At 53.8% G+C, this 23,429-nt stretch carries 20 protein-coding genes; 13 read left to right on the top strand and 7 right to left on the bottom strand.

Annotation, left to right across the window (positions count from 1 at the left end; translation table 11 throughout):
* Window positions 1–388: 388 nt before the first annotated feature.
* From NR114_RS18480 to NR114_RS18470, 3 genes are all read right to left on the bottom strand, one after another.
* Window positions 389–1,309, bottom strand: a complete 921-nt coding sequence (locus NR114_RS18480) for a L,D-transpeptidase family protein (protein WP_041414166.1) — start codon at window positions 1,307–1,309, stop codon at window positions 389–391.
* A 171-nt stretch (window positions 1,310–1,480) separates the two neighbouring features.
* Window positions 1,481–2,359 (bottom strand): helix-turn-helix domain-containing protein, encoded by an 879-nt coding sequence (locus NR114_RS18475; RefSeq protein WP_020825053.1) that lies wholly within the window; start codon window positions 2,357–2,359, stop codon window positions 1,481–1,483.
* Window positions 2,360–2,375: 16 nt separating this feature from the next.
* The gene (locus NR114_RS18470; protein ID WP_020825052.1) at window positions 2,376–2,771 is read right to left on the bottom strand and encodes a hypothetical protein; all 396 of its coding nucleotides are present in this window, start codon (window positions 2,769–2,771) and stop codon (window positions 2,376–2,378) included.
* Window positions 2,772–2,887: 116 nt separating this feature from the next.
* On the opposite strand from NR114_RS18470, the gene NR114_RS18465 reads away from it, so the two are divergent.
* Complete coding sequence (locus tag NR114_RS18465) at window positions 2,888–3,706, top strand: helix-turn-helix domain-containing protein (RefSeq protein WP_020825051.1); 819 nt, start codon at window positions 2,888–2,890, stop codon at window positions 3,704–3,706.
* Between the two features lie 57 nt (window positions 3,707–3,763).
* On the opposite strand, the gene NR114_RS18460 is transcribed toward NR114_RS18465, so the two are convergent.
* Window positions 3,764–4,900 carry a porin gene (locus NR114_RS18460; RefSeq protein WP_020825050.1) on the bottom strand — a complete coding sequence of 379 codons (1,137 nt, stop codon included), beginning with the start codon at window positions 4,898–4,900 and terminating at the stop codon, window positions 3,764–3,766.
* 587 nt (window positions 4,901–5,487) lie between these two features.
* Between NR114_RS18460 and NR114_RS18455 the strand changes: the two genes are divergently transcribed.
* The gene (locus NR114_RS18455; RefSeq protein ID WP_115060220.1) at window positions 5,488–6,564 is read left to right on the top strand and encodes a YncE family protein; all 1,077 of its coding nucleotides are present in this window, start codon (window positions 5,488–5,490) and stop codon (window positions 6,562–6,564) included.
* A gap of 39 nt (window positions 6,565–6,603) precedes the next feature.
* Here the strand turns inward: NR114_RS18455 and NR114_RS18450 are convergent, their stop codons facing one another.
* Window positions 6,604–6,918 (bottom strand): hypothetical protein, encoded by a 315-nt coding sequence (locus NR114_RS18450; RefSeq protein ID WP_115060223.1) that lies wholly within the window; start codon window positions 6,916–6,918, stop codon window positions 6,604–6,606.
* 258 nt (window positions 6,919–7,176) lie between these two features.
* Between NR114_RS18450 and NR114_RS18445 the strand changes: the two genes are divergently transcribed.
* From NR114_RS18445 to NR114_RS18415, 7 genes are all read left to right on the top strand, one after another.
* Window positions 7,177–8,556 carry a glutamine synthetase family protein gene (locus NR114_RS18445; RefSeq protein ID WP_234529419.1) on the top strand — a complete coding sequence of 460 codons (1,380 nt, stop codon included), beginning with the start codon at window positions 7,177–7,179 and terminating at the stop codon, window positions 8,554–8,556.
* 33 nt (window positions 8,557–8,589) lie between these two features.
* Window positions 8,590–9,300, top strand: coding sequence for a trehalose-6-phosphate synthase (locus NR114_RS18440; RefSeq protein WP_256814423.1), 711 nt, complete (start codon window positions 8,590–8,592; stop codon window positions 9,298–9,300).
* Between the two features lie 364 nt (window positions 9,301–9,664).
* Window positions 9,665–11,845: a carbon starvation CstA family protein gene (locus NR114_RS18435; protein WP_046374598.1), complete on the top strand. Its 2,181-nt coding sequence runs from the start codon at window positions 9,665–9,667 to the stop codon at window positions 11,843–11,845.
* Window positions 11,846–11,912: 67 nt separating this feature from the next.
* Window positions 11,913–12,116, top strand: a complete 204-nt coding sequence (locus NR114_RS18430; protein WP_004953088.1) for a YbdD/YjiX family protein — start codon at window positions 11,913–11,915, stop codon at window positions 12,114–12,116.
* A 12-nt stretch (window positions 12,117–12,128) separates the two neighbouring features.
* On the top strand, window positions 12,129–13,091 hold the full coding sequence (yjiA, locus tag NR114_RS18425) for a GTPase (protein WP_256814424.1): 963 nt from the start codon (window positions 12,129–12,131) through the stop codon (window positions 13,089–13,091).
* 111 nt (window positions 13,092–13,202) lie between these two features.
* Window positions 13,203–13,466, top strand: coding sequence for a hypothetical protein (locus tag NR114_RS18420; RefSeq protein ID WP_041415195.1), 264 nt, complete (start codon window positions 13,203–13,205; stop codon window positions 13,464–13,466).
* Complete coding sequence (locus tag NR114_RS18415; RefSeq protein WP_256814425.1) at window positions 13,463–14,191, top strand: Fic family protein; 729 nt, start codon at window positions 13,463–13,465, stop codon at window positions 14,189–14,191. Before NR114_RS18420 ends, NR114_RS18415 begins: the two co-directional genes overlap by 4 nt.
* A gap of 17 nt (window positions 14,192–14,208) precedes the next feature.
* Here the strand turns inward: NR114_RS18415 and NR114_RS18410 are convergent, their stop codons facing one another.
* A complete protein-coding gene (locus NR114_RS18410) occupies window positions 14,209–15,231 on the bottom strand; it encodes a LacI family DNA-binding transcriptional regulator (protein WP_256814426.1) in 1,023 nt (340 codons plus the stop codon).
* A gap of 532 nt (window positions 15,232–15,763) precedes the next feature.
* Here NR114_RS18410 and ascF point away from each other — a divergent pair.
* Both ascF and NR114_RS18400 read left to right on the top strand, forming a co-directional pair.
* Entirely contained in the window at window positions 15,764–17,206 is a 1,443-nt protein-coding gene (gene ascF, locus NR114_RS18405; protein ID WP_115060228.1) for a PTS cellobiose/arbutin/salicin transporter subunit IIBC, read from the top strand.
* Window positions 17,207–17,428: 222 nt separating this feature from the next.
* Entirely contained in the window at window positions 17,429–18,859 is a 1,431-nt protein-coding gene (locus tag NR114_RS18400; protein WP_234530555.1) for a 6-phospho-beta-glucosidase, read from the top strand.
* A gap of 42 nt (window positions 18,860–18,901) precedes the next feature.
* Here NR114_RS18400 and NR114_RS18395 read toward each other — a convergent pair whose 3' ends face one another.
* On the bottom strand, window positions 18,902–19,360 hold the full coding sequence (locus tag NR114_RS18395; protein ID WP_234530556.1) for a very short patch repair endonuclease: 459 nt from the start codon (window positions 19,358–19,360) through the stop codon (window positions 18,902–18,904).
* A 65-nt stretch (window positions 19,361–19,425) separates the two neighbouring features.
* Here NR114_RS18395 and NR114_RS18390 point away from each other — a divergent pair, with 65 nt between their 5' ends.
* Both NR114_RS18390 and NR114_RS18385 read left to right on the top strand, forming a co-directional pair.
* A complete protein-coding gene (locus tag NR114_RS18390) occupies window positions 19,426–21,018 on the top strand; it encodes a DNA cytosine methyltransferase (RefSeq protein WP_234530558.1) in 1,593 nt (530 codons plus the stop codon).
* 532 nt (window positions 21,019–21,550) lie between these two features.
* Entirely contained in the window at window positions 21,551–23,425 is a 1,875-nt protein-coding gene (locus tag NR114_RS18385; RefSeq protein ID WP_234530964.1) for an ATP-binding protein, read from the top strand.
* The last annotated feature ends 4 nt before the right edge of the window (window positions 23,426–23,429 follow it).

The following is a 23,429-nucleotide window of genomic DNA, read 5'->3' as shown; positions in this document are numbered from 1 at the left end:
ACTAGTCGGATGAGATATATAACCAATTAATTAACGATGATTTTTTGAGGAATAATTGCCAGAAAGGACTTATAGCGGTGATGCATAGGCAGGTAAGCTGTGATTATTCTGACACTCTACAGCAAGATCTCCAGACCGCGTTTTTGCACCAGAGAAAGATGTTTCAGCGACGGGCCTCCCGGCAGTTCCCTGTCGCAATTTTGCCCACCTACAGCTTCGCGATGCCCGTTTAAGGCAACGAGAAAATCTGTTTTTTGCTAACAGTACCGGACCTTTAAAGCGGCAGCGGTAACGAAAAGCAAAGAACTGCGGAGGCCTGCGCAAAACGGTGTTTTTTAGCCATAAAAAAAGGCGCCCTAAGGCGCCTTTTCTACAGCGACTGAATCAATCAGTTCACTTTAACCGGCATACCGGAACGGGCTTTGATTGCCGCGTCCACTTCGCTCTGGTTAACCGCCGGGTCCATCATCACTTTGCCCACTGGCGCAGAGATGGTCAACGGCACCGGATCTTTGGACTTCAGCTGTTCTTCGTTAGCAGAGAGTGGGTTGTGCACTTCAATGTAACGGGAACCGTCCGGCTCAACGCTGGCTTTGATCGGCTCGTTGATGAACTGCACGCGAGTGCCGACCGGAACGTTTTCGAACAGGAACTTGATGTCGTCAGCACGCAGACGCACACAGCCGTGGCTCACGCGCAGACCGATACCGAAGTTGGCATTGGTACCGTGGATCGCATACAGACGACCGACGTACAGCGCGTACAGCCCCATAGGGTTGTCCGGACCGGCCGGGAATACTGCAGGCAGGATCTCGCCGTCAGCGGCGTATTCCGCACGCATCTTGGCAGTTGGCGTCCAGGTTGGGCCGTCTTTCTTGCGCTGCACGGTGGTAGTCCAGTTCAGCGGCGTATCTTTGCCCAACTGGCCGATACCGATTGGCAACACGATCACGGTGTTGGTGCCTTTCGGGTAGTAGTACAGACGCATCTCGGCGCTGTTGATGATGATGCCTTCACGTGGCGCATCCGGCAGGATCAACTGCTGTGGGATGGTCAGAGTGCTGCCTGCTTTCGGCAGGAAAGGATCCACACCCGGGTTGGCTTCCAGCATATTGCTCAGGCCCATCTGGTATTGAGCGGCAAAGCTCTCCAGCGGCAGCTTGCTGTCTTCCGGTACGGTGATCTGGATGTTCTCACCCACCAGACGGCTGTCTTTGGCAGGCAACGGATATACAACGGCGAAGGCAGCCTGGCTGAAAGCCACCAGTGCCGTAAACAGGGTTAGTAACGCGCGAATGCTCATTTTCATCTTCGTGTTGGTAGTGGCCACTGGCAGTTATCAATATAGGTTATGCGGCCATAAATGACCGGATGCGCATTATATGTGCACATCGGCCTAAGTGTGAAACATTACCAGCGCAATATCGAACTTTTTTGTAACCTGGTGCAGCACGAAGAGGTTTTTCTGTGAAAACTGCCGTTAAAGCACAGCGGCCGGCGGTGACGTTCGGCGAATCGGGATCAGATATTCACAGCGGATCGCCGTACCACGTGCATTACAAACCTCCCCCTGTGCCGGGTAAAAACGCTCGATATCCTGCCCGGGACGGCGTACAGCTTTCATCATGGGCATCGCGGAGTCGTACAGGCGATCGACAAAGTTTGGCAACTCTTCGACCTGCCCCTGATAGGTAAAGCTGGCGTAATCGCCCTGCTCGATCAGGATCTGCTCCCCTTCGGCCTGTTCATCTGCCAGCGCCAGTGTATAGGCCATGCGTTGACCATCAAGCTGTCGGTTGTCCGCTTCCAGACTGGTGAGGCCGTAGACTACCGCCGGTGGCGCGACTTCGGGTTGCAGCACCTGGTTCCACACGTATTGGCGCAGCTCATTTTTCGAATGTTGCATTTGCCCCAGAGTGCAGCTGCGGCGCTGGGTACGCCCGACCAGCTGCATGGCCGGCAGAGTGACAATACTCCCCTGAGGCAATGGGCCTTCTGCCATCCGCAGCGGCGGCTGCATGCCGTGGCTGGACCAATCCGCGCTGCGGCGATAGCCGGCCGGCGGCAAACCGAACTGTTTTTTGAAGCAACGGGTGAAGGTCTGCTGGGAATCGAACTGGTATTTATCGGCAATGCAGGCCACGCCGGTATGGGTGAGCCGCAGCTCACGCGCGGCGGCGGTCAAACGTCTGCGCCGGGCGTAAGTGCCCAGAATATGGCCGGTCAACTGCTTGAACAGCCGTTGCAAATGCCATTTGGAATAGCCGGATTTGGCGGCAATATCGTCCAGCGTCAGCGGCTGGTCGAGGTTTGCTTCAATCCAGGCCAGCAGTTGCGCAATTACCTGTTGCTGATACATGGCGCTTCCTTATTGATTATTGTTCCCGCTGCTCGAGCAGGCGTTGTGCCAGCTCATGGGCCTGTTGCTCACTGGCCACCACCATCACCGGATAACCCCAGAAACGGCTGGCGAAATCGACAAACTCTTCCGCCGCCTTTCGGCGCATGTCGTCCGGCTCGATCAGCACCATACCTTTAACCCATTTCGCTAACGCCTCACGGTGATCGCGTTTCCACAGGGCGACCTGGGTACGCTCGTCGCGATCCTGCTCGCCGCTTTCGTCCATACGACGATCGCAAAGCAGCACAAACGGCTGTTCACGCTGCAGCAAGGTGCTGAATTCGGCAAATTCGGCGAGGGTATCTTTCGGTTCGCCGGCGGCTTGCTGACGCATCCAGACCAGTGGGAAGGTTGCAGAATCTAATGACATGAGATTTCTCCTAAGAGTTCGGAAACGTGCGCTTACTTTATCGGCGGAAGCACTAGACCACATTGCACAATCAGGACATAATGTTTTTCATTTGCGCCAAATTGAGAATTATTCTCATGCCTTTTGTCACTCAACCGCTTTTCGATATCGATCGGGTGCCCCGGGCAGTTTTTGCCGTGCAGGGTTCCACCGTTAACAAGGATTGGGAAGTCGCCCATCACCGGCACCAAAAAGCGCAGCTGATTTATACGATGCGCGGCATGATCCGCTGCGAAGTGGAAAACGGCCTGTGGCTGGTTCCGCCGCAGTGTGCGCTTTGGATGCCCAGCAACGTGCTGCACAACGCTCAGGGTACCGGGGCCACCGAATGTTACGCGCTGTTTGTCGATCAGGCTGCCATCGCCGGGTTGCCGACCAGCTGCTGTACGTTGGCCGTTTCGCCGTTGCTGCGCGAACTGCTGTTGCAGGCCAGCGGGTTTGATCCGCTGTATGACGAGCAAGGCGCTGAAGGGCGACTGATTGGCGTACTCTTGGATCAATTGGCCGCCGCGCCGATTGAGAACCTGCACTTACCGGTCTCCAATGACGCGCGCATTCGCCAACTGACCGAGCGCCTGCTGGCCGATCCGGCGGACAAAGCCACCCTCAGCCAATGGGCTCAGCGCATTGGCATGAGCGAACGCACCCTCAACCGCACCCTGCAGCAGCAAATGGGCATGAGCTTTGGCCACTGGCGACGGCAACTGCACGTGATGCTGGCGCTGCAACGCCTGACCAAGGGGGAGACCGTACAGCGGGTGGCGCTGGATTTGGGCTATGAGAGCGCCAGTGGCTTCGTCACCATGTTTCGCAAAGCCGTCGGCAAACCGCCGGCACGCTATCTGGCGGAGAAAACCGCGGCGGATCGGGCGCAGGGTGGTTGGATCACCCTGTGAAATAACCAGACAAAAAGGCCGGCAACGAGGCCGGCCTGGAAAGTCTGTCAGGGGCGATCAGAAGTCGTAGAACACCGTCACCCAGGTGGAGTCCGGTTCGTTGTCGCTGCTGTTGGCCAGCGTCCGTTCCACATACACCGACAGGCCGTAGCCGATGGTGGTACCCGCCCCAAGGTAAACGTGATTGGCGTGGTACTCCTCGTCGCCCTTCAATTGCAGCGAGTCCGCAGCCACATAAGGCTGGATCGATTTCAGGAAAGGCTTGTCGATATTAAAGGTATAACCGACAAAGCCTTCTACCCCGTAACCGCTCCCGGCGAAATAATGCGACAAGGTACGTTCACGGGTGCTCGGCACATAGTCTTTGTAATAGCTGGCGGTCCCGACGATATACCAGTTATTCGGTTGCCAGGTCAGCGCGGTGCCGGACAACTGCTGGTGATACTCTTTCTCGTTATATTGATTGTCTTTGATTTTTGCGTCGGTGTAGCTGTAGGCCGCGCTGAAGGTTAATTCCTTCGTCGCCTTATAATCAAACCCCAACCCGCCGCCGCCTTTACGGCGATAGATGAGATTATCCGCCGTGTGCAAATCGTCTTCCGGTAATAAATAGTTGGCGTATAAGGTAACCGGCCCAAAATCATTGGTGTATTTCAGGCTGTTCTTCGGTTTATTACCGCCGTCGTAGTCGCCGGAAATACCAATGCCGGTGCCGCCCGCATGACCATCGTTATCCCAGACGTCGCTTTTAATGCCGACAACCGAATAATAAATGCCGTATTGGTGACCAAAGGTTAAGGTGCCGTAGCGGTCATCTTTGAAGCCGCCGTACAGCTGGCGCTGATAGTCGCGTTTGCCGTCTTCGTTGTAGTGGCCGTCCCAGCTCAGCGCGTGTGCCAGATCGACGCCCCACTCGTAGTAGCCGATAACCGAGGTATCCTGCGTCAGCGCATAGTCGCCGCTGAATCGAAAACGCGTGCCGCCGTCATGACCATTTTTATAATATCCCGGCTCCGGGCCATTATTAAATATCCACTCGGGGCGAATACTGCCGCCAACTTTCAAACTCAGCGGTGCCAGCAACACATTGCTTTGCGGGTTTTTATCCAGAATGGTGATTTCTGCCTGCGCGCCGGCGGATAACGCCGACAGCACAACGCCGCCAATGAATATTGGCGTTTTTATATATCTCATTATTACCCCTGCCCGAAAAATTATTGTTATAAATACGGTGGTCTTGAGCCACGCATAAACAATTACCCGATGTGTGCAAATGACGCAAGTTATAAAAATTCATGTCATAACCTGAGATTATCCACCACAGGATGACTTTTTCACCATAAAAGTATTCAACTGTAATTCAATGCAAGACAATGTAATTAACCGCTCACATAACGTACAAAGCCGGAGTTTTTAACCCAAAGAAACCTCGGTTATTATCGGGTTTTTATTATAAGAGATAACAAATAAATATTATTACAGCGACCAAACAATAACGCAGCTAAATTAATTATTTGTTATCTGCCCACAGGGAAAACCAGGAAACCCACGCAGCGACACGGCGACGATCACCCTCCACCCACTCTTCACATTGTGATTTTCACCCCAGCCTGGGTAGAAATCACTCCCCTCCGGCATGAATAATGATTATTATTCGCAAACAGAAGGCCCGGCGCGCCACGATGCGACCGGCCGGATTTTGCTTTGAATTCAATGTTGAGCTTTTTAGCCTCTGGGCAACCGCCCTGCGGCGACAGGCATTTTAACTCCATGGAGAGGTTATGAACTCTGCAACAACGACCAGCCGCCGCTTTGGCGCACGCGCCGCTTTCCCACTGCTGCTGCTGACTTCAATGCTGTTTTCCGCCCCGCTGCTGGCCCAGGGCGAGCCGGAACTGCTGCGCAAGCCCGTCGGCAAAGGCGCTTACGAGATGGTCTACAGCCAGGGCGAGAACGCGCTGTATCTGGCCACTTCGCAAAGCCGCAAGCTGGACAAAGGCGGCGTGGTGTATCGTTTGGATCCGCAAACGCTGGATATCACCCAGATCATTCACAACGATATCAAACCTTTCGGCGCGGCCATTAACAGCAAAACCGACACGCTGTTCTTCGGCAACACCGTCAATAACTCGGTCACTGCCATCGACGGTAAAACCGGTGAGGTCAAAGGCCGCCTGGTGCTGGATGCGCGGAAACGCTCCGAAACGGTAAAACCGCTGGCACCGCGTGAGCTGGTGGCCGACGCCACCACCGACACCCTGTATATCACCGGGCTGGGTGAATCCAGCGTGGTTTGGGTGGTAGACGGCAAAGACCTGACCCTGCGCACCACCATCACCGAAACCGGCAAATACGGTACCGGTCTGGCACTGGATGCGGCCGCAAGCCGCCTGTACGTGACCAACGCCGACGGCGAGCTGGTGACTATCGACACCAAAACCAACAAGGTGCTCAGCCGCAAGAAATTGGACGAGTCCAAAGAGCACTTCTTCCTGAACATCACCCTGGATCCTGCCACGCATCGCGCCTTTATCACCGACTCCAAGCAGGCCCAGGTGCTGGTGGTCGATACCCGCGACGGCAAGATTCTGAGCAAAATCGACGTGCCGGAATCACTGGCGGTCCTGTTCAACCCGACGCGCAATGAGGTGTATGTCACCCATCGTCAGGCTGGCCAGGTCAGCGTGATCGACGCCAAGAACTACAAGCTGCTGCAAACCATCAAGACCCCAACCCATCCGAACAGCCTGGCGCTGTCACCGGATGGCCAGACGCTGTACGTGAGCGTCAAACAGGCTTCCAGCCGCGAGAAAGAAGCCACGGCGCCGGACGACGTGATCCGTATCGCGTTGAAATAACGGCATAAGGGCGCCCCGGCGCCCTTTTTTGATCGGTAGCTATGGCTTCCCCGCTAGCCCATCAGCGTCCTGAACCACCGCCTTTTTAGTGGCTCGCTGGTAAAGGCACAGCTCTTTGCCCGCTTTGTTATGCATAAACGCCTGCGGATAGCGCCCAGCGATCAACAGGGCCGAGTAACCGATGTCGTCACCATAATGGATAATGCTGCCGACGGCTTTGGCCCCTTTCAAACTGCTGGCTTTCAGGCAGGCGGTTTGCAGTGCTTTATCGCCGCTGGCCCATGCCGCTTCAGAGGAGGCCCCGGCGCTGAACGCCGTCATCACGGCGGCAAACACGATAAAAACTCTGATCATTATTTTCGCTCCTGAATAACGTCGCTCTCAGCAGTATATGCAGCTATTTATTCTTCGGCCATCAGAGCCACGCCCCTTATTTACACCTTTTTTATTCCGGCTATAAATAAAGTTACGGCGTTTTTACAGACAGGTTTTAGGGGCGCAGATAACATCATTACATCGCCAATATGGCCTTACGAGACGGATGCCTCATGTGTTTATACCCTGCCCTGATAATAATTTCCCCCGCGGCTTTAATTCATTTCGGGGGCTGCCATGCATGCTAACGTTATTGGTTTCAACCCGCTGCTGGCAGATATTCCCGCTTCGCAGGCGCGTTCATTCCACAAAGAAGTAGAACAGTATTTACAGCGCTATCCGGACACCGAACACGTCGATATTTATCTCAACGATCTGAACGGTCAATTCCGCGGGAAACGGCTGCCTGTCGCCGAGGTGTTTGCGCTGGATAAAGGCTGTTATTTCCCGCTGTCGATCTACGCCATGGATCTTGGCGGCCAGGTCATTGAAGAAAGCGGGCTGGGCCAGCAGGCCGGCGAGCCGGACAGGTTGTGTCTGCCGGTGCCCGGAACCTTGCGGCCCTGCGCCCGCGATCCGCAGCACCATGCCCAATTGCTGCTGACGATGAAAAATGCCGACGGCGACGCCTGCGAACTGGAGCCGCGTGTGGTGCTGCAACGGGTGCTCAAACGCCTGCATGCCAAAGGTTACTTCCCGGTCGTGGCGGCAGAGCTGGAGTTTTATCTGCAGGATCCGCTGCAGCAACCGGCTGAGGCCGGACAGTGCCCGACGCAGAGTTTTTCTGTCGATGCACCGGAGCGCCACCAGGCGTTGCTCAATGACATCGAACATCAGGCCCGGCTGCAGGCCTTGCCGCTGACCGGCGTGGTCGCCGAAGCCGCCTCCGGCCAGTATGAGCTGAATCTGCATCACAGCGCTCGCGTACTGGAGGCCTGCGATCAGGTGCTGGCCCTGAAGCGGCTGACGCGCCAGATCGCCGAGAAACACCACCAGCACGCCTGCTTTATGGCCAAGCCCTGTGCTCAGGCCGCCGGTAGCGGTTTGCATTTTCATATCAGCCTGCAGGATGAGCAGGGCAACAACCTGCTGGCAAGCCTGCCGGGCGAGTTGAGCGCCACCATGACGCAGGTGATGGCGGGCATGCTGGCGCTGATGCCAGCCTCGATGGCGATATTCGCGCCCAACGTTAACGCGTTCCGCCGCTTTCGTCCCGGTATGCACGTGCCGCTGCGCGCCTCCTGGGGGCACAATAACCGCACGGTGGCACTGCGTTTACCCTGCGCCGACCATGCCAACCAGCGCATCGAATACCGGCTGGCCGGGGCCGATGCCAACCCGTATCTGGCCGTAGCGGCGATGCTGAGCGGCATGCTGTATGGGCTGGAGCACGCACAGCCCCTGCCACCGGCAGCCTGCGGCAATGGCTATGAAAATGGCGACGCGGTGGCACTGCCGCTCAGCCAGCAGGAAGCATTGGCGTTATTCCGGCAAACTCCGCCGTTGCAGGAAAGCCTCGGCCCGGCGTTTGCCGCGCTGTGGCACACCTGTAAGAGCGCCGAGCTGCGCCGCTTTGAAGCGCAGGTCACCGAAGCGGAAACCCGCTGGATGCTTTAACCCCCTATTCGTAACCTGAACAAGGAACGCAGCATGTCTCGTTTGGTTTTGATCTCGAATAAGCAGTGTGACAGCAAGGATCTGGCCTGCGCTACGCAGGCCCTATCGCCTGACAGCCAGAGCGACGACGATCGCGGGTTGTGGCTGGGCTGGAACGGTGACGTACAGAACTTTGGCGATGCGCCGCTGCGCCCAGTTAGTTACCAGAACCGCAGCGGCTACGAGCAGGTGACCTTTCCGTTATCGACCGAGGAGTTTCACTTCCACTATCAGGGCTACTATCACGACGGCCTGTGGCCAGTGTTCCATAACCACCCGGAAAAGGCGCATTTCACGCCGGAGAACTACCGCGCTTATCGGCAACTCAACCGGCATTTCGCCGATATCGCCTGCGAGTATGTTTGCCCGAACGACATCATCTGTATTGATGATTACCAGCTGTTGCCCTGCGGCCAGGCGCTGAAAGAACAGGGGTTGCTGAACCCCTGCGCGTTCTTCTTCCATTTGCCGTTCCCGTCGACGGCGCTGCTCAGACAGATCCCCGAGCACCACGGCTTAATCGAATCGCTGTTTTTCTACGACCTGATCGGCTTTCAGACGCTCGACGACCGCAATAACTTTCTCAGTTATCTGACCCACGAATACCCGGTCGAAATGCTGCCCGACGGCCAGTTGCAGGTTAACGGGCACATCTTCGCCACCGGCATTTTCCCCGCTGGGATCAACGCCAGAAAGATTTACTGACCCGCCCCTCGGTGGGGCGTTGCCACTCCCCCTGCAACGCCCAACCGCTCACCCCGGGATTTCAACCGTTCGGCACCCTATAGCACCGTTGACTGAAATTCGCATGTCTTCCCCAGCCCCAACCCGCAATGATGAGCTGTTCCTAAACTCGTCATACTTCAAGTTGCATCGTTGTTGGCTACGATTGCTCACCCGAATCACTTACTTATGTAAGTTCATCGGGCTTCGCGCCCTTGCCGCCTCAATGCCACTCGAATTATTTAGAGTTCGTACCCGAACGTTATCCGCACCGGGCCGCGTGCCTGAAACATCTTATAAGCGGGTTAACTCACTCATTTTGCAGATTTGAACTAAGGACACCTCAATGAACAGAGAGGGGATTTTAAAACACATACCCTGGATGCTGCTGGGAATACTCGGCGCGTCCTGCCTGGGCGTGGTTGCGCTGCGCCGTGGCGAACACATCAGCGCGCTGTGGATCATCGTCGCCTCGGTGGCGGTGTATCTGGTGGCTTACCGTTATTACAGCCTGTACATCGCCACCAAGGTGATGAAGCTGGACGCCTTCCGCGCGACGCCGGCGGTGGTCAATAACGACGGCCTGAACTACGTGCCAACCAACAAAAACGTGCTGTTCGGCCACCACTTCGCCGCCATTGCCGGGGCTGGCCCACTGGTGGGCCCGGTGCTGGCAGCGCAGGTCGGCTACCTGCCCGGCACGCTGTGGCTGCTGGGCGGCGTGGTGCTGGCGGGGGCGGTGCAGGACTTTATGGTGCTGTTCATTTCCTCGCGCCGCAACGGCGCTTCGCTTGGCGAGATCATCAAAAAGGAAATGGGCCCGGTACCGGGGACCATCGCGCTGTTTGGCTGCTTCCTGATCATGATCATCATCCTGGCGGTGCTGGCCCTGATCGTGGTGAAAGCGCTGGCGGAAAGCCCGTGGGGCGTGTTCACCGTCTGTTCCACCGTGCCGATTGCCCTGTTTATGGGCGTTTACATGCGCTTCCTGCGTCCTGGACGGGTGGGCGAAGTGTCGATCATTGGCATCGTGCTGCTGGTAGCTTCCATCTGGTTCGGCGGCGTGATTGCCCACGATCCGTACTGGGGCCCGGCGCTGACCTTTAAAGACACCACCATCACCTATACGCTGATTGGTTATGCGTTCGTTTCCGCCCTGCTGCCGGTCTGGCTGATCCTGGCGCCGCGCGACTATCTGGCGACCTTCCTGAAAATTGGCGTTATCGTCGGGCTGGCGATTGGCATCGTGATCCTCAACCCTGAGCTGAAAATGCCGGCGATCACCCAGTTTGTCGACGGGACAGGCCCGGTGTGGAAAGGCTCGGTGTTCCCGTTCCTGTTCATTACCATCGCCTGTGGCGCCGTGTCCGGCTTCCATGCGTTGATCGCCTCCGGCACCACACCGAAGCTGCTGGCCAATGAAAAAGACGCGCGCTTTATCGGTTACGGCGCGATGCTGATGGAGTCCTTCGTGGCCATCATGGCGTTGGTGGCGGCTTCGATTATCGAGCCGGGCCTGTACTTCGCCATGAACACCCCGCCGGCAGCACTGGGCATCACCATGCCTGACCTGCACCGTTTGGGTACCGAAGATGCGCCGATGATCATGGCGTCACTGAAAGATGTGACCGCCCACGCGGCGGCGACCGTCAGCTCATGGGGCTTTGTCATCAGCCCGGAACAGATCCTGCAGACCGCCAAGGACATCGGCGAGCCTTCGGTGCTGAACCGCGCCGGTGGCGCACCTACGCTGGCAGTGGGTATCGCCCACGTGTTCCACCAGATCATTCCTGGTGCCAACATGGGCTTCTGGTACCACTTCGGTATTCTGTTTGAAGCACTGTTTATTCTGACCGCGCTGGATGCCGGTACCCGTTCCGGCCGCTTTATGCTGCAGGACCTGTTGGGCAACTTCGTGCCGTTCCTGAAGAAAACCGACTCGCTGGTGGCCGGTATTGTCGGCACCGCCGGCTGCGTGGGCCTGTGGGGTTACCTGTTGTATCAAGGGGTGGTCGATCCGCTCGGCGGCGTGAAGAGCCTGTGGCCGCTGTTCGGCATCTCCAACCAGATGCTGGCCGCCGTGGCGCTGGTGTTGGGTACCGTGGTGCTGATTAAGATGAAGCGCACCCAATACATTTGGGTCACCGTGCTGCCGGCGGTATGGCTGCTGATTTGTACCACTTACGCCCTGGGTCTGAAGCTGTTCAGCGACAACCCTCAGTTGGAAGGCTTCTTCTTCCAGGCCGGTGAGTACAAGCGCAAAATCGCCGAAGGCGGTGCCGAGCTGACCGCTCAGCAAGTGGCTAACATGAACCATATCGTGGTGAACAACTACACCAACGCCGGGCTGAGCATTCTGTTCCTGCTGGTGGTGTACAGCATCATCTTCTACGGGGTGAAAACCGCCATGGCGGCGCATAAAAACCCGAACCGCAGCGACCAGGAAACGCCGTACGTGCCGGTGCCTGAAGAAGCGCCCTCCAACGGCGTAACTGAGGGGGACGTCAAAGTTTCACCGCAGCACTGATGGTGATTTAACGGATACCCTGCATAATGAAAGCTGTTATGCAGGGTAATTTTTTGGGGAGAAGGCGATGTTCGGAAATCTCGGCCAGGCGGGGAAATACCTCGGTCAGGCAGCGCGCATGTTAGTGGGCGTGCCCGACTACGATACCTACGTCCAGCACATGAAAGACAACCACCCGGACAAACCGGTGATGACCTATAAAGAGTTTTTCCGCGAACGCCAGCAGGCCCGCTACGGTGGGGACGGCAAAGGCGGCATGCGCTGCTGTTAATAAGGACCCGTAATGAAACCCATCGCAGTCACCATTCTGACCGGCTTTTTGGGCGCCGGTAAAACCACTCTGCTACGCCATATTCTCAACGCCGAGCACGGCTACAAGATTGCGGTAATCGAAAACGAATTCGGCGAAGTGCCGATCGACAATGCGCTGATTGGCGACCGCGCCAGCCGCATCACCACCCTGAGCAACGGCTGCATCTGCTGCAGCAAATCCAACGAACTGGCCGATGCGCTGCTGGACTTGCTGGACGGCGTAGACCAGGGCCAGTTGGCGTTCGATCGATTGATCATCGAATGCACCGGCATGGCCGATCCCGGCCCAATCACCCAGACCTTTTTCTCGCACGAGATCCTCTGCGAACGCTTCCTGCTGGACGGCATCATCACCCTGGTGGACGCCGCACATGCTGACCAACAACTGACCCAGTTCAGCATCGCGCAGGCGCAGGTGGGCTACGCCGACCGCATTCTGCTGACCAAAACCGACGTGGCACCGGACTGCGAAGCGCTGATCCAACGCCTGCAGCAGATGAACGCCCGCGCACCGGTGTATAAAGTGACGCACGGCGATATCGATCTCAGCGTACTGTTCGACATCGAAGGCTTTGTGCTGAACGACAAGCTGACCCTGACGCCGCCGACGCCGCTGTTCCGCCGCATTCCGCAAGCGCAAAACAACATTGGCTCGATCGTGGTGTACCACGACCAGCCGCTGGAGCTGATGCAGATTTCCGAAGTGATGGAAGGCCTGCTGCTGGAATACGCCGACAGCCTGCTGCGTTATAAGGGCATTTTGTCGATCAAGGACGAGCCGCGCCGGCTGTTATTCCAGGGCGTACAACGGCTGTATAACGCCGACTGGGATCGCGAGTGGCTGCCGGAGGAAGAGCGCCGCAGCACCTTGGTGTTTATTGGCGTAGATTTGCCGGAGGAGACGATTCGCCAGCGGTTTGCCGAGTTGGGTTGATAGAGTCCTTTCGAGTTAAGTGGCGCAGTCTGAAGTGCCATCATAGGTTGCGCTGCGAAGACAGAACAGCAGTGGCATGCTAAAATATGAGCAATGACTGAGGATGCCAAAATGCCGCAAAGATCTCTCGTTAGTGTTGCACGTTATGTCCATAAACTCGCAAAAGATCATGAAATTACAGATTACCGCGACGGCATTAGCCGTATGGCGGTTGCCATTACTGGTCTGGCTGACGACACCGTCGAATTGGATGACGTTGAACAACTCATGGTTAATCTTAAACGCAAAGGTGTGCTTACCAAGTCTGAAATACTTAGCCTTCAGGGTCGTTACTTCCTTGAACAAAGGAATGCCCGCAAGAAATTAACAACATGATTTTTGACCCGTTCGGCGACTTTGATGCTGCTGGCTATCTTCAGAATACCCTGCACCTCAAAGAACCGGCTGAAATAAAAAAGTCTGAACATCTCTCTTTCGAATTAAGTATCGAAGATGCCCTCAGTTATCTCGCCCAAACAAAGCACATCAACTACTCGTCTGTTCTTAAAGTTCACGAAATTCTTTTCTCTGACTTCTATCCTTGGGCGGGAAAGGATCGAAATGAACTAGTTCCTCATCTGGCCGTCTTCAAAGGCTCAGAGAAAAATTCGCGCCATACTGTCTTTGAGCGACCTGATTCTATTCGTCTGGCCGTTGATTATGCACTGCGACTCGCAGTGGACAAGGAACGCTTCAGGGAACGGCCAGGGGAGGTTATGGGATTATTGGCTTTTGCGCATCCCTTTCTTGACGGCAATGGCCGTACTATTTTGCTGGTGTTTATGGAACTCAGCTTCCGTGCCGGATTCACCATTAACTGGCCAGAGAGCAATAAAAATGACTATCTCCAGGCTTTGACTGACAAGATAAACGCCCCTTCTCAGAGACATCTTGACCATTATCTGCAGCCTTTTGTCGTCGACATATCAAGCCGTGATGACTGGCCGACCATCATCGGAGGGATAAAAGGGCTGGATGGCTTAGATAAAGAAAATATCTCCTACGGCAGTCTGGATGATCCTGAAATTCAAAAAATTTATATGACGTACCGTGGGAAATAATAAAACCCGCCTCCCCCTTACCCCTTCTGAAAATAAGGCCCCCCCGCTACCGAATCACGCAGGATCAGGCTGGCCGGGAAGGTGGGCCGTTTGCTCAGCTCGCCGCCGTCCAGCATCGACACCAACCGATTGATGGTTTCCTTGATCATATCGGTTACCGGCATTTTCATGCTGGAGAGCGAAGGGATGGTATAAGGCGCCAGCGGGATGTCATCAAAACCAATCACCGAAACGGCGGACGGCACCGGAATTTGGCGCTCCGTCAACCGCTTGATAGCGCCGATAGCCATCTCGTCGTTGCTGGCGACAATGGCGCTGAAAGCGCTGCCGCTGGCCACCAGCGTATCAACCGCCGCCATGCCGCTTTGCGCATTCCACTTCCCCTCGACAATCAGGGCGCTATTGACGGCAATACCCTGCTCCGCCAACGCGGCTTTATAGCCGGAAAGCCGCTCCAGCCCGGTGGGCGAATCCAGCGAACCGGTGATGAAAGCGATATCGCGGTGCCCCTGTTCGATCAGGTGCCCCACCGCCGCCGCGCTGGTGGCGTGCTGATCGCTGAAGATGCAGTAGCTGTCGTTCAGCCTTAACCGACGGTTGATCACCAGGATCGGCTGTTTGTGCTGGGAAATGATCTCGTCCATTTCCGCAATCGACAGAAAGCGCGGGTAGATGATCACGCCGTCGCAGCGCAGGTCCAACAGGAATTGAATAGCGGCCTTTTCTTCTTCGGCGGTGTGCTTGCCGTCCGCCAGGATCAGTTGGCGGCCGTGCTCTTCCATGATGCGCGCCGACTGGAACATCAGCTCGCTGAAATAGTTGCCGCTGTACAGCGTGTTGGTGACCACCAGCCCGATGGTCTGAGTGGTTTTGGTGGCGAGGTTGCGCGCCAGCAGATTGGGCCGATAGCCGGTCTCGGCGATGGCTTTCTCTACCCGTTCGCGCTTCTCCGGGCCCACATAGCCGCTGCCGGATAACACGCGGGACACCGTCGCTTTCGAAACGCCGGCCCTTTTTGCCACCTCAAGTATTGTTGCCATCTCTGCGCCGTCAAAATCCAGGGTTCCGCGCAGTCTACCCAAGACGCCCCGCCTTTGGAATGTTTTCGCGCCTGCCGTTGCCGCCCTCCCTAGCCTTAAAGTGACTGACTTCACGAAATGAAAAACCAAAAAATCATAATTCTTGCCAGAGTTAAAACAGATCAGCATGATTTTGTGAAACCGGTTTCTTGTGGGCGTTTCATTGACATGGAACGGCGGATCGCCCAGGCGCGTACTTATACCCTAAATAATTGGAGCGGCATCACAACAAAACCAAGGGTTTTGTTGAACAGCGCTTGCGCTGGCCCCAACGGGGCGAGGCTTTGCCGAGTAACGCGGCCAGCGAGTCTCATCCCGATGAACTTACTCAAGTAAGTGATTCGGGTGAGTGACAAATCTGTCGGGAACAGATTTGAACGCTGCTTGCAGCGGCCCCGAAGGGGGAAGACCCACGATGGGTCTTATAACGCAGCCAACACAGATGCAGCTTCAAGTATGACGGGTATACCCATAATCTAAGAGACGATACTCCATGCCGAAGAACTACACAGAGATCTCGCACGCCATCGTGGATGCGTTGGGCGGCCGCGCGAACGTCGAAGCCGTTACGCACTGCATGACCCGCCTGCGATTCGTGGTGAAAGACAAGGCGCTGATCGACACGCCAAGACTCAAAGCGATTAGCGGCGTGATGGGCGTGGTGCACAGCGGCGAGCAGTGCCAGGTGATCATCGGCAACGAAGTGTCGAAAGCCTATCAGGCGGTGCTGGCGCTCGGCATGCCGGGTAACGCTCCTGCCGCCGCGCCGGCAAAACGTAAAATCACCCTGAAAAGCATTGGCGCCGGCATTCTCGACGCGCTGGTCGGCACCATGTCGCCGCTGATCCCGGCCATCATCGGCGGTTCGATGGTGAAGCTGCTGGCGATGATGCTGGATATGGCCGGCGTGTTCGAAAAAGGCTCGTCGACGCTGATCATCCTCAATGTGATTGGCGACGGCGCGTTCTTCTTCCTGCCGGTGATGGTCGCCGCGTCGGCCGCCCTTAAATTCAAAACCAACATGTCGCTGGCGATCGCCATTGCCGGTGTGCTGTTGCACCCTAACTTTATCGATCTGATGGCCAAGGCGGCGCAGGGCCAGGCGGTGGAGTTCGCCTACATTCCGGTGACGGCGGTGAAATACACCTACACGGTGATCCCGGCGCTGGTGATGACCTGGATCCTGTCGTATATCGAACGATGGGTCGATCGCATCACCCCGGCGGTAACCAAGAACTTCCTTAAGCCGATGCTGATTGTGCTGATCGCCGCGCCGATCGCAATTGTGTTGATCGGCCCGTTGGGCATCTGGATCGGCAGCGGTATCTCGGCGCTGGTGTATACCGTGCATGGCTATTTGGGCTGGCTTTCCGTCGCCATTATGGGGGCGATCTGGCCGCTGCTGGTGATGACCGGCATGCACCGCGTCTTCACCCCGACCATCATTCAGACCATCGCCGAAACCGGCAAAGAGGGCATGGTGATGCCTTCGGAGATTGGCGCCAACCTGTCGCTCGGCGGCTCTTCGCTGGCGGTGGCGTTCAAAACCAAGAACCGCGAGCTGCGCCAGACCGCCTTGGCTGCCGCCGCTTCCGCCATTGTGGCGGGCATTTCCGAACCGGCGCTGTACGGCGTGGCGGTGCGGCTCAAACGCCCATTAATCGCCAGCCTGATCAGCGGCTTTATCTGCGGCGCCGTCGCCGGCATTGGCGGATTAGCCAGCCATTCGATGGCTTCACCCGGCCTGTTCACCAGCGTGCAGTTCTTTGACCCGTCGAACCCGATGAGCATTGTCTGGGTCGGCGGCGTGATGGTGCTTTCCGTGGTGCTGTCATTCGTGCTCACGCTGCTGTTGGGCTTTGAAGATATTCCGGAAAGCGAAGAGGCCCCAACGACAACCGCGCCTGCGGCCAATACCGCTAACGCTACCCATTAACACACTATTTTTTACCCTACATAATTGGTGTTGCATCACGGCGGCAAGGCCGTACATCCCCAGGAGCTTAGTCAGCTAAGTGACTGGGGTGTGCGACAAATCTGTCAGGAACAGATTTGAACGCTGCTTGCAGCGGCCCCGAAGGGGCAAGACCCACGGATGGGTCTTGTAACGCAGCCAACACAGATGCAACTTCAAGTATGACGGGTAATTGAGGATTGCATGTCTGATTCAACATTCCCGCAAGGGTTTTTATGGGGCGGCGCCTTAGCCGCCAACCAGTCGGAAGGGGGCTATCGCGAGGGTGGCAAAGGGCTGACCACGGTTGACATGATCCCGCATGGCCCCAACCGCATGCCGGTAAAGCTTGGCCTGGAGAAGCGCTTTACCCTGCGCGAAGACGAGTTTTACCCCAGCCACGACGCGATTGATTTTTACCACCGCTACCGCGATGACATCGCGCTGATGGCGGAGATGGGCTTTAGCGTGTTCCGCACCTCCATCGCCTGGAGCCGGATTTACCCGAACGGCGACGAGCTGACGCCCAACCCGGAAGGCATCGCCTTCTACCGCAGCCTGTTCAAAGAGTGCCGCAAATACGGCATCGAACCGCTAGTGACGCTGTGCCATTTCGACGTGCCGATGCACCTGGTGACCGAATACGGCTCCTGGCGCAGCCGCAAAATGGTGGAGTTTTTCACCCGCTATGCCCGCACCTGCTTCGAAGCCTTCGACGGGCTGGTGAAGTATTGGCTCACCTTCAACGAGATCAACATTGTGCTGCACAGCCCGTTCTCCGGCGCAGGATTGGTGTTTGAGGCGGGCGAGAACCCCGAGCAGGTAAAATACCAGGCCGTACACCACGAACTGGTAGCCAGTGCGCTGGCAACCCGCATCGCCCACGAGGTGAACCCCGCCAACCAGGTGGGCTGCATGCTGGCCGGCGGCAATTTTTACCCCTGGTCCAGCAAGCCGGAAGACGTGTGGGCCGCGCTGGAGAAAGACCGCGAGAACCTGTTCTTTATCGACGTGCAGGCCCGTGGTGCCTACCCTGCTTACTCTGCCCGGGTGTTCCGCGAGAAAGGCGTGAGCATTGCGATGGAGGAAGGTGACGCCGAGATCCTGAAGAACACCGTCGATTTTGTCTCCTTCAGCTATTACGCCTCGCGCTGCGCGTCTGCCGATATGAACGACAACAACAGCAGCGCCGCCAACGTGGTGAAATCCCTGACCAACCCGCATATCCCGCGCAGCGACTGGGGCTGGGGCATCGACCCGTTGGGTTTGCGCATCACCATGAACATGATGTACGACCGCTACCAAAAACCGCTGTTCCTGGTGGAAAACGGCCTGGGCGCACACGACGAGTTCAATGCCGCAGGCGAGATAGAGGACGATTACCGCATCAGCTACCTGCGGGAGCACATCCGCGCCATGGCCGACGCCATCGCCGACGGCGTGCCGGTGATGGGCTACACCACCTGGGGCTGCATTGACCTGGTGGCGGCATCGACCGGGGAAATGAGCAAACGCTACGGCCTGGTTTACGTCGACCGCGACGACCACGGCAACGGTACCCTCGCCCGCACGCGCAAGAAATCTTTCTGGTGGTACAAGCAGGTGATTGCCAGTAATGGGGGGGATTTGGGGTAATGGGGGGACATTGACGAAACACTAAAGGAGTTTGTCGCCTGGCTATGCATCCCCACTGCAAATATAGTCAGGCCAACTTAGAGTTTGAATATTGCTCTTGATCATCTCTGGTAACCAGTTTAAAGAATTTTCCCCCTTCTTTCTAAAACCACACTCCCATAATTCGAATACTCGCCACCCCGCTTCCAGCAATTGCATCTTGACGCGGATATCACGTTGTTTATTCGATGCAAGTTTTTTAATCCAAAACTCAGGACGGGTTGATGGAGTAGTAGCATAACGGCATCCTTCATGTCGATGCCAGAAGCAACCATGCACTAAGATGCACAGTTTATACTTGGGAAGAACAATATCTGGCTTGCCGGGTAAGTCCGCAATGTGCAGTCTGAACCGGAACCCTTGTTCATGAAGGTACTTACGCACGAGTATTTCTGGCTGCGTATTCTTGCTTTTGATGCCTGACATCATTCTAGATCGTGTTTTAGGGTCAACAATATCCATGATGCTTCCTGTTTGCGTCTCTTCCTGGTATCCTGGCTACCTGACTAAAATCACAAATAGAACTCATGAGTACAACTTCGTTACCGATACCAATTGTTGACCTTTTTGCAGGACCTGGTGGGCTAGGTGAAGGCTTCTCTGCGCTGAACAATGGTGAGACCTTCCAGATAGCGGTCTCAGCCGAGAAAGATCCTATTGCTCACAAAACTCTCCGTCTCCGCGCCTTCTTCCGACTTCTCTGTAGTAGTAAACCAGAGAAGCTGGATGACTACTATCGCTTCTGCAATGGTCAAACAGAGGAACCTTATAGCGCTGAGACCGAAGAGCTTTGGAATAAAGCAGGTGAAGAAGCCATGTGCATAGAAATCGGCAGCGTCGATGGAAATGCTACTCTTGATGCTTCAATTAAAACAGCATTAGATAAACGTTCCCCTGAAGAGCCCTGGGTGCTAATTGGTGGGCCACCTTGTCAAGCGTATTCACTGGTAGGTAGAGCCAGAAACAAGGGTAAAGCTGACTACAAGGCAGAAGATGATCATCGCCATTTTCTCTATCGCGAATACCTGAGGATCATACAAAACTACCAACCTGATATTTTTGTCATGGAGAATGTCAAAGGAATTCTCTCGTCGACTATCAACGGTCAAAAAATATTCCATGAGATCCTCAAAGATCTTGCCAATCCAAATGCTGCCTTGGGAGCAGCGAAAAAAGGTCAGCGCTATCACATAGTGTCACTTGTCAGTGATCAAGTATTTAGTGATGGTGATGATCCAAACCAGCTGGATCTATCGAAATATATCATTCGTGCTGAAGACTTTGGCATACCGCAGGCTCGCCATAGAGTCATATTGTTAGGGATTCGAGAAGATCGCTATCAAGGTAAGTTGCCCAAGTTGTCCTACCAAAACTCAGTATCAGTCAAAGATGCTATTGGAGGTCTCCCTGCTTTGAGAAGTTTGTTAAGCAAAGAAAAGGACTCCAATACTTTATGGGCAGAGTTGGTTGGCAAGGAACTGCAAACACTGACAGAAGTCGCGTCGACATCTGACGGTACCGTAAAAGATTTAGCCCCATATCTGCAAAAAACCTCTGCCAGTATAGGTTGCGTCCTAGCAACAGGAAGTACAAGGCTGCCTAAAAAAACCGGTGTTTCTGGACAAACAGGACACGAATACCTTAATGAATGGCTATTAGACGATCGCTTAAATGTCTGGCTTAACCATGAAACTCGTGGCCATCGTATCGACGATCTGGGACGTTACGGTTATGCCGCAACCTTCGCTTCTGTCTACAACCGATCGCCCAAGGGACATAAGGAATTTAATTTGCCAGGGCTAGCCCCTGCCCATAAGAACTGGGAGTCAGGCAAGTTTTCGGACAGATTTAGAGTACAAATCAAAGATCATCCGTCGACAACGATTACTAGCCACATATCCAAGGATGGACACTATTTCATCCATTATGACCCGGTACAGTGCAGAAGTTTGACAGTACGAGAAGCTGCTCGATTACAGACTTTCCCAGACAACTACTTTTTTCAGGGCGGTCGAACTCAACAGTATCACCAGGTCGGGAATGCGGTGCCACCACTTTTGGCGAATCAAATTGCTGATATAGTTGCTGAAATTCTTCATAGTAGAGAACTGTTAGTATAATACTTATAGAGTCAGACTCTGGCTCTATAAGAGCAACTATCCTGCTTAGTCCTACGATAGGGAAACAGTAGCGAAAATTTAAAAATTACTCGTTATAAAAGCAATTTTGTGGTTTCAAAATGGCAGCTATAATTCATTCACTATTCTTTCCACCAGTTAAAGTAACCAAATTAAATAATTAACATTGAAATAAATTTACCACTCACTCATCCATCTTTATAACATCACAATACGAATCTGGATGCTGGCATAAAAATTTAAAAAAAATTAGTTTAAAAAATCATAACACATTGATTTACAAATAAAATTTTCTATAGAAAAGGGATAAATTAATTTATCGCATAAAATTTCTGGCAGACCATTTCTTACCTGTATGAATAATAGTAATATATAGTTACATTTAATGGTTTTAGTTTGGACTTCATTCGTAGCCCTACTTGTGGGGGACTCACCCACTTATGCGTTATTTTTAAACTATAACCTCTTTTTGGCTCCGTCACCGAACCACCATCGCCATGAGGAAGCAACTAACATGCAGGAACAACGCCAGCCCAAAACAAATGGAAATGTTGCCAGAATGAGTCGGTATCTGCCATTCTCTGTGTCACATGAGCAGATATATGAAGAATATCAAACTGATGAAGATGCCCTATCATTAGATACAGAAGCACTTAAATATATTCTTTCGGCACTAAAAGCAGGAGCTCGGTGTATCGTGCTTACAGGTGATGCTGGCCATGGAAAAACACATTTATGTCGTAAGCTACTCAGTGAGTATTTGGGTTATGGAGTAACAGAAAGTAGGAAATTACTACTATCTAAGTGTGATGGAGGATCTATTATCTCTCCTGTCGTGCCAAATATTCGAACAGTTCTAAGGGTTCACAAAGATTTCTCGGAAATAGACCCTGATAGTGCGGCAAAATTTCTAGAAGAGCACGGAAATTCACAGGGAGAATCCCTCGTACTTTGTGCAAATGAAGGACGGTTACGTGCCATTATTAACTCCCCCCTAGCTGGAACGGTTTGTTCCGAACTCAAAGATCTATTTAAACAAACTTTTGAGACTGGCCTCTCATCCACCGATAACCACCTACACATAGTTAATCTCAATTTTCAGTCGATTTCAGCCCACAAAAATAATGGTTCAGAAAGCTTAGTCAGAAGAACTCTAGGGCATTGGATTGGAGATGGTAGGCGTTGGACATCTAGCTGTAACTCTTGTGTTTTAGAACTAAAATGTCCAATCCGAAAAAACAGGGAGCTATTAGGTGAGGATAGTGCCAATTCTCAAGTTCGTATTAACAAAATAGAAAGGTTCTTCTCAACCGTCGAACGTCTGGGACATGTTATCACCATTCGTGAAATGTTGATGCTGGTTGCATATATCATTACAGGCGGCCTGACTTGTGAGGATGTCAGAAGAAAAAATAGTCGTTCTCCAGAACCAGGATGGCAAAGCGAGTATGTATTCTATAATCTTCTTTTTTGTCGTCCTAAAGAGATACCAGAAGATCGGCTCTTTAGAGGAATCCCTATTCTTGAGGATATTAGTAAACTTGATCCAGGTAAAATTGCAAGACGCGTTGTCGATGACAAATTACTAAATGGAGAGGAAGTTTATCCAATAGGTCAATTAGATTTACTGTACAGAATTAATTTTGGAAATAATAAAAAGATCATTGATGCCGCAAATGGGATAGACGAAGTGATTGGTACGCCTCAAAGTCGAACCGACCTATCACGAGAAGCTGAATATGTTAAACGAGTTGTTGCTGGTCTTAGAAGACGCTCATTTTTTGATAATGATACAGATGCCAAGGATATGCTTTCGCGATTAGGCTTCCAGTATGGAGACGATTTTTTAGAAATGCTCGAAGGAGAAATGAAACCGCAGGCCAAACTCAGGATGAAAAATCTTGTAGTCGCAGGGTTACATGGAATCCAAGGACTTCGTCTTTCATCGACAGAAACAACATTATTTCTAGTTGATCCTGCATTTGGAAGAGCAAGTGCAGATGCCGCAATCATAGCGCGGCAAATTCCCATTAGAGATATTAACTTACTTTCTGAAAAAAATGCATGGAACAACCAAGAAACTAAATGGTTACTTGCAGACTCAGTTGATTGGTTAGACCGAAGAATCGTTATCCGTATAGATGATAGATCTGAAGAGCCACTTAACATTGCCCTCGATTTGATGGCTTTCGAGTGTGTTATTCGTTCTGCATCAGGTTTCATCTCCGAAGGCTTCTATGCTCATGAGATGAAGAGAATTAGAGCTTTCCTAGGAAAACTTGCCGAACGCGATCGAACCGACAGCACACAAATATCCTTATTTATGAATGGGAAAGTCAGCAGTGTATCTTTAGATATGGGCGTAATCCAAGTGAGTGGGGGAGCTTAATTTA

Source organism: Serratia sp. Ser99, from assembly GCF_024519545.1.
GTDB lineage: Bacteria > Pseudomonadota > Gammaproteobacteria > Enterobacterales > Enterobacteriaceae > Serratia > Serratia liquefaciens.
The sequence above is the reverse complement of the archived record's forward strand: the minus strand, read 5'-3'. Positions and strand labels throughout refer to the sequence as shown.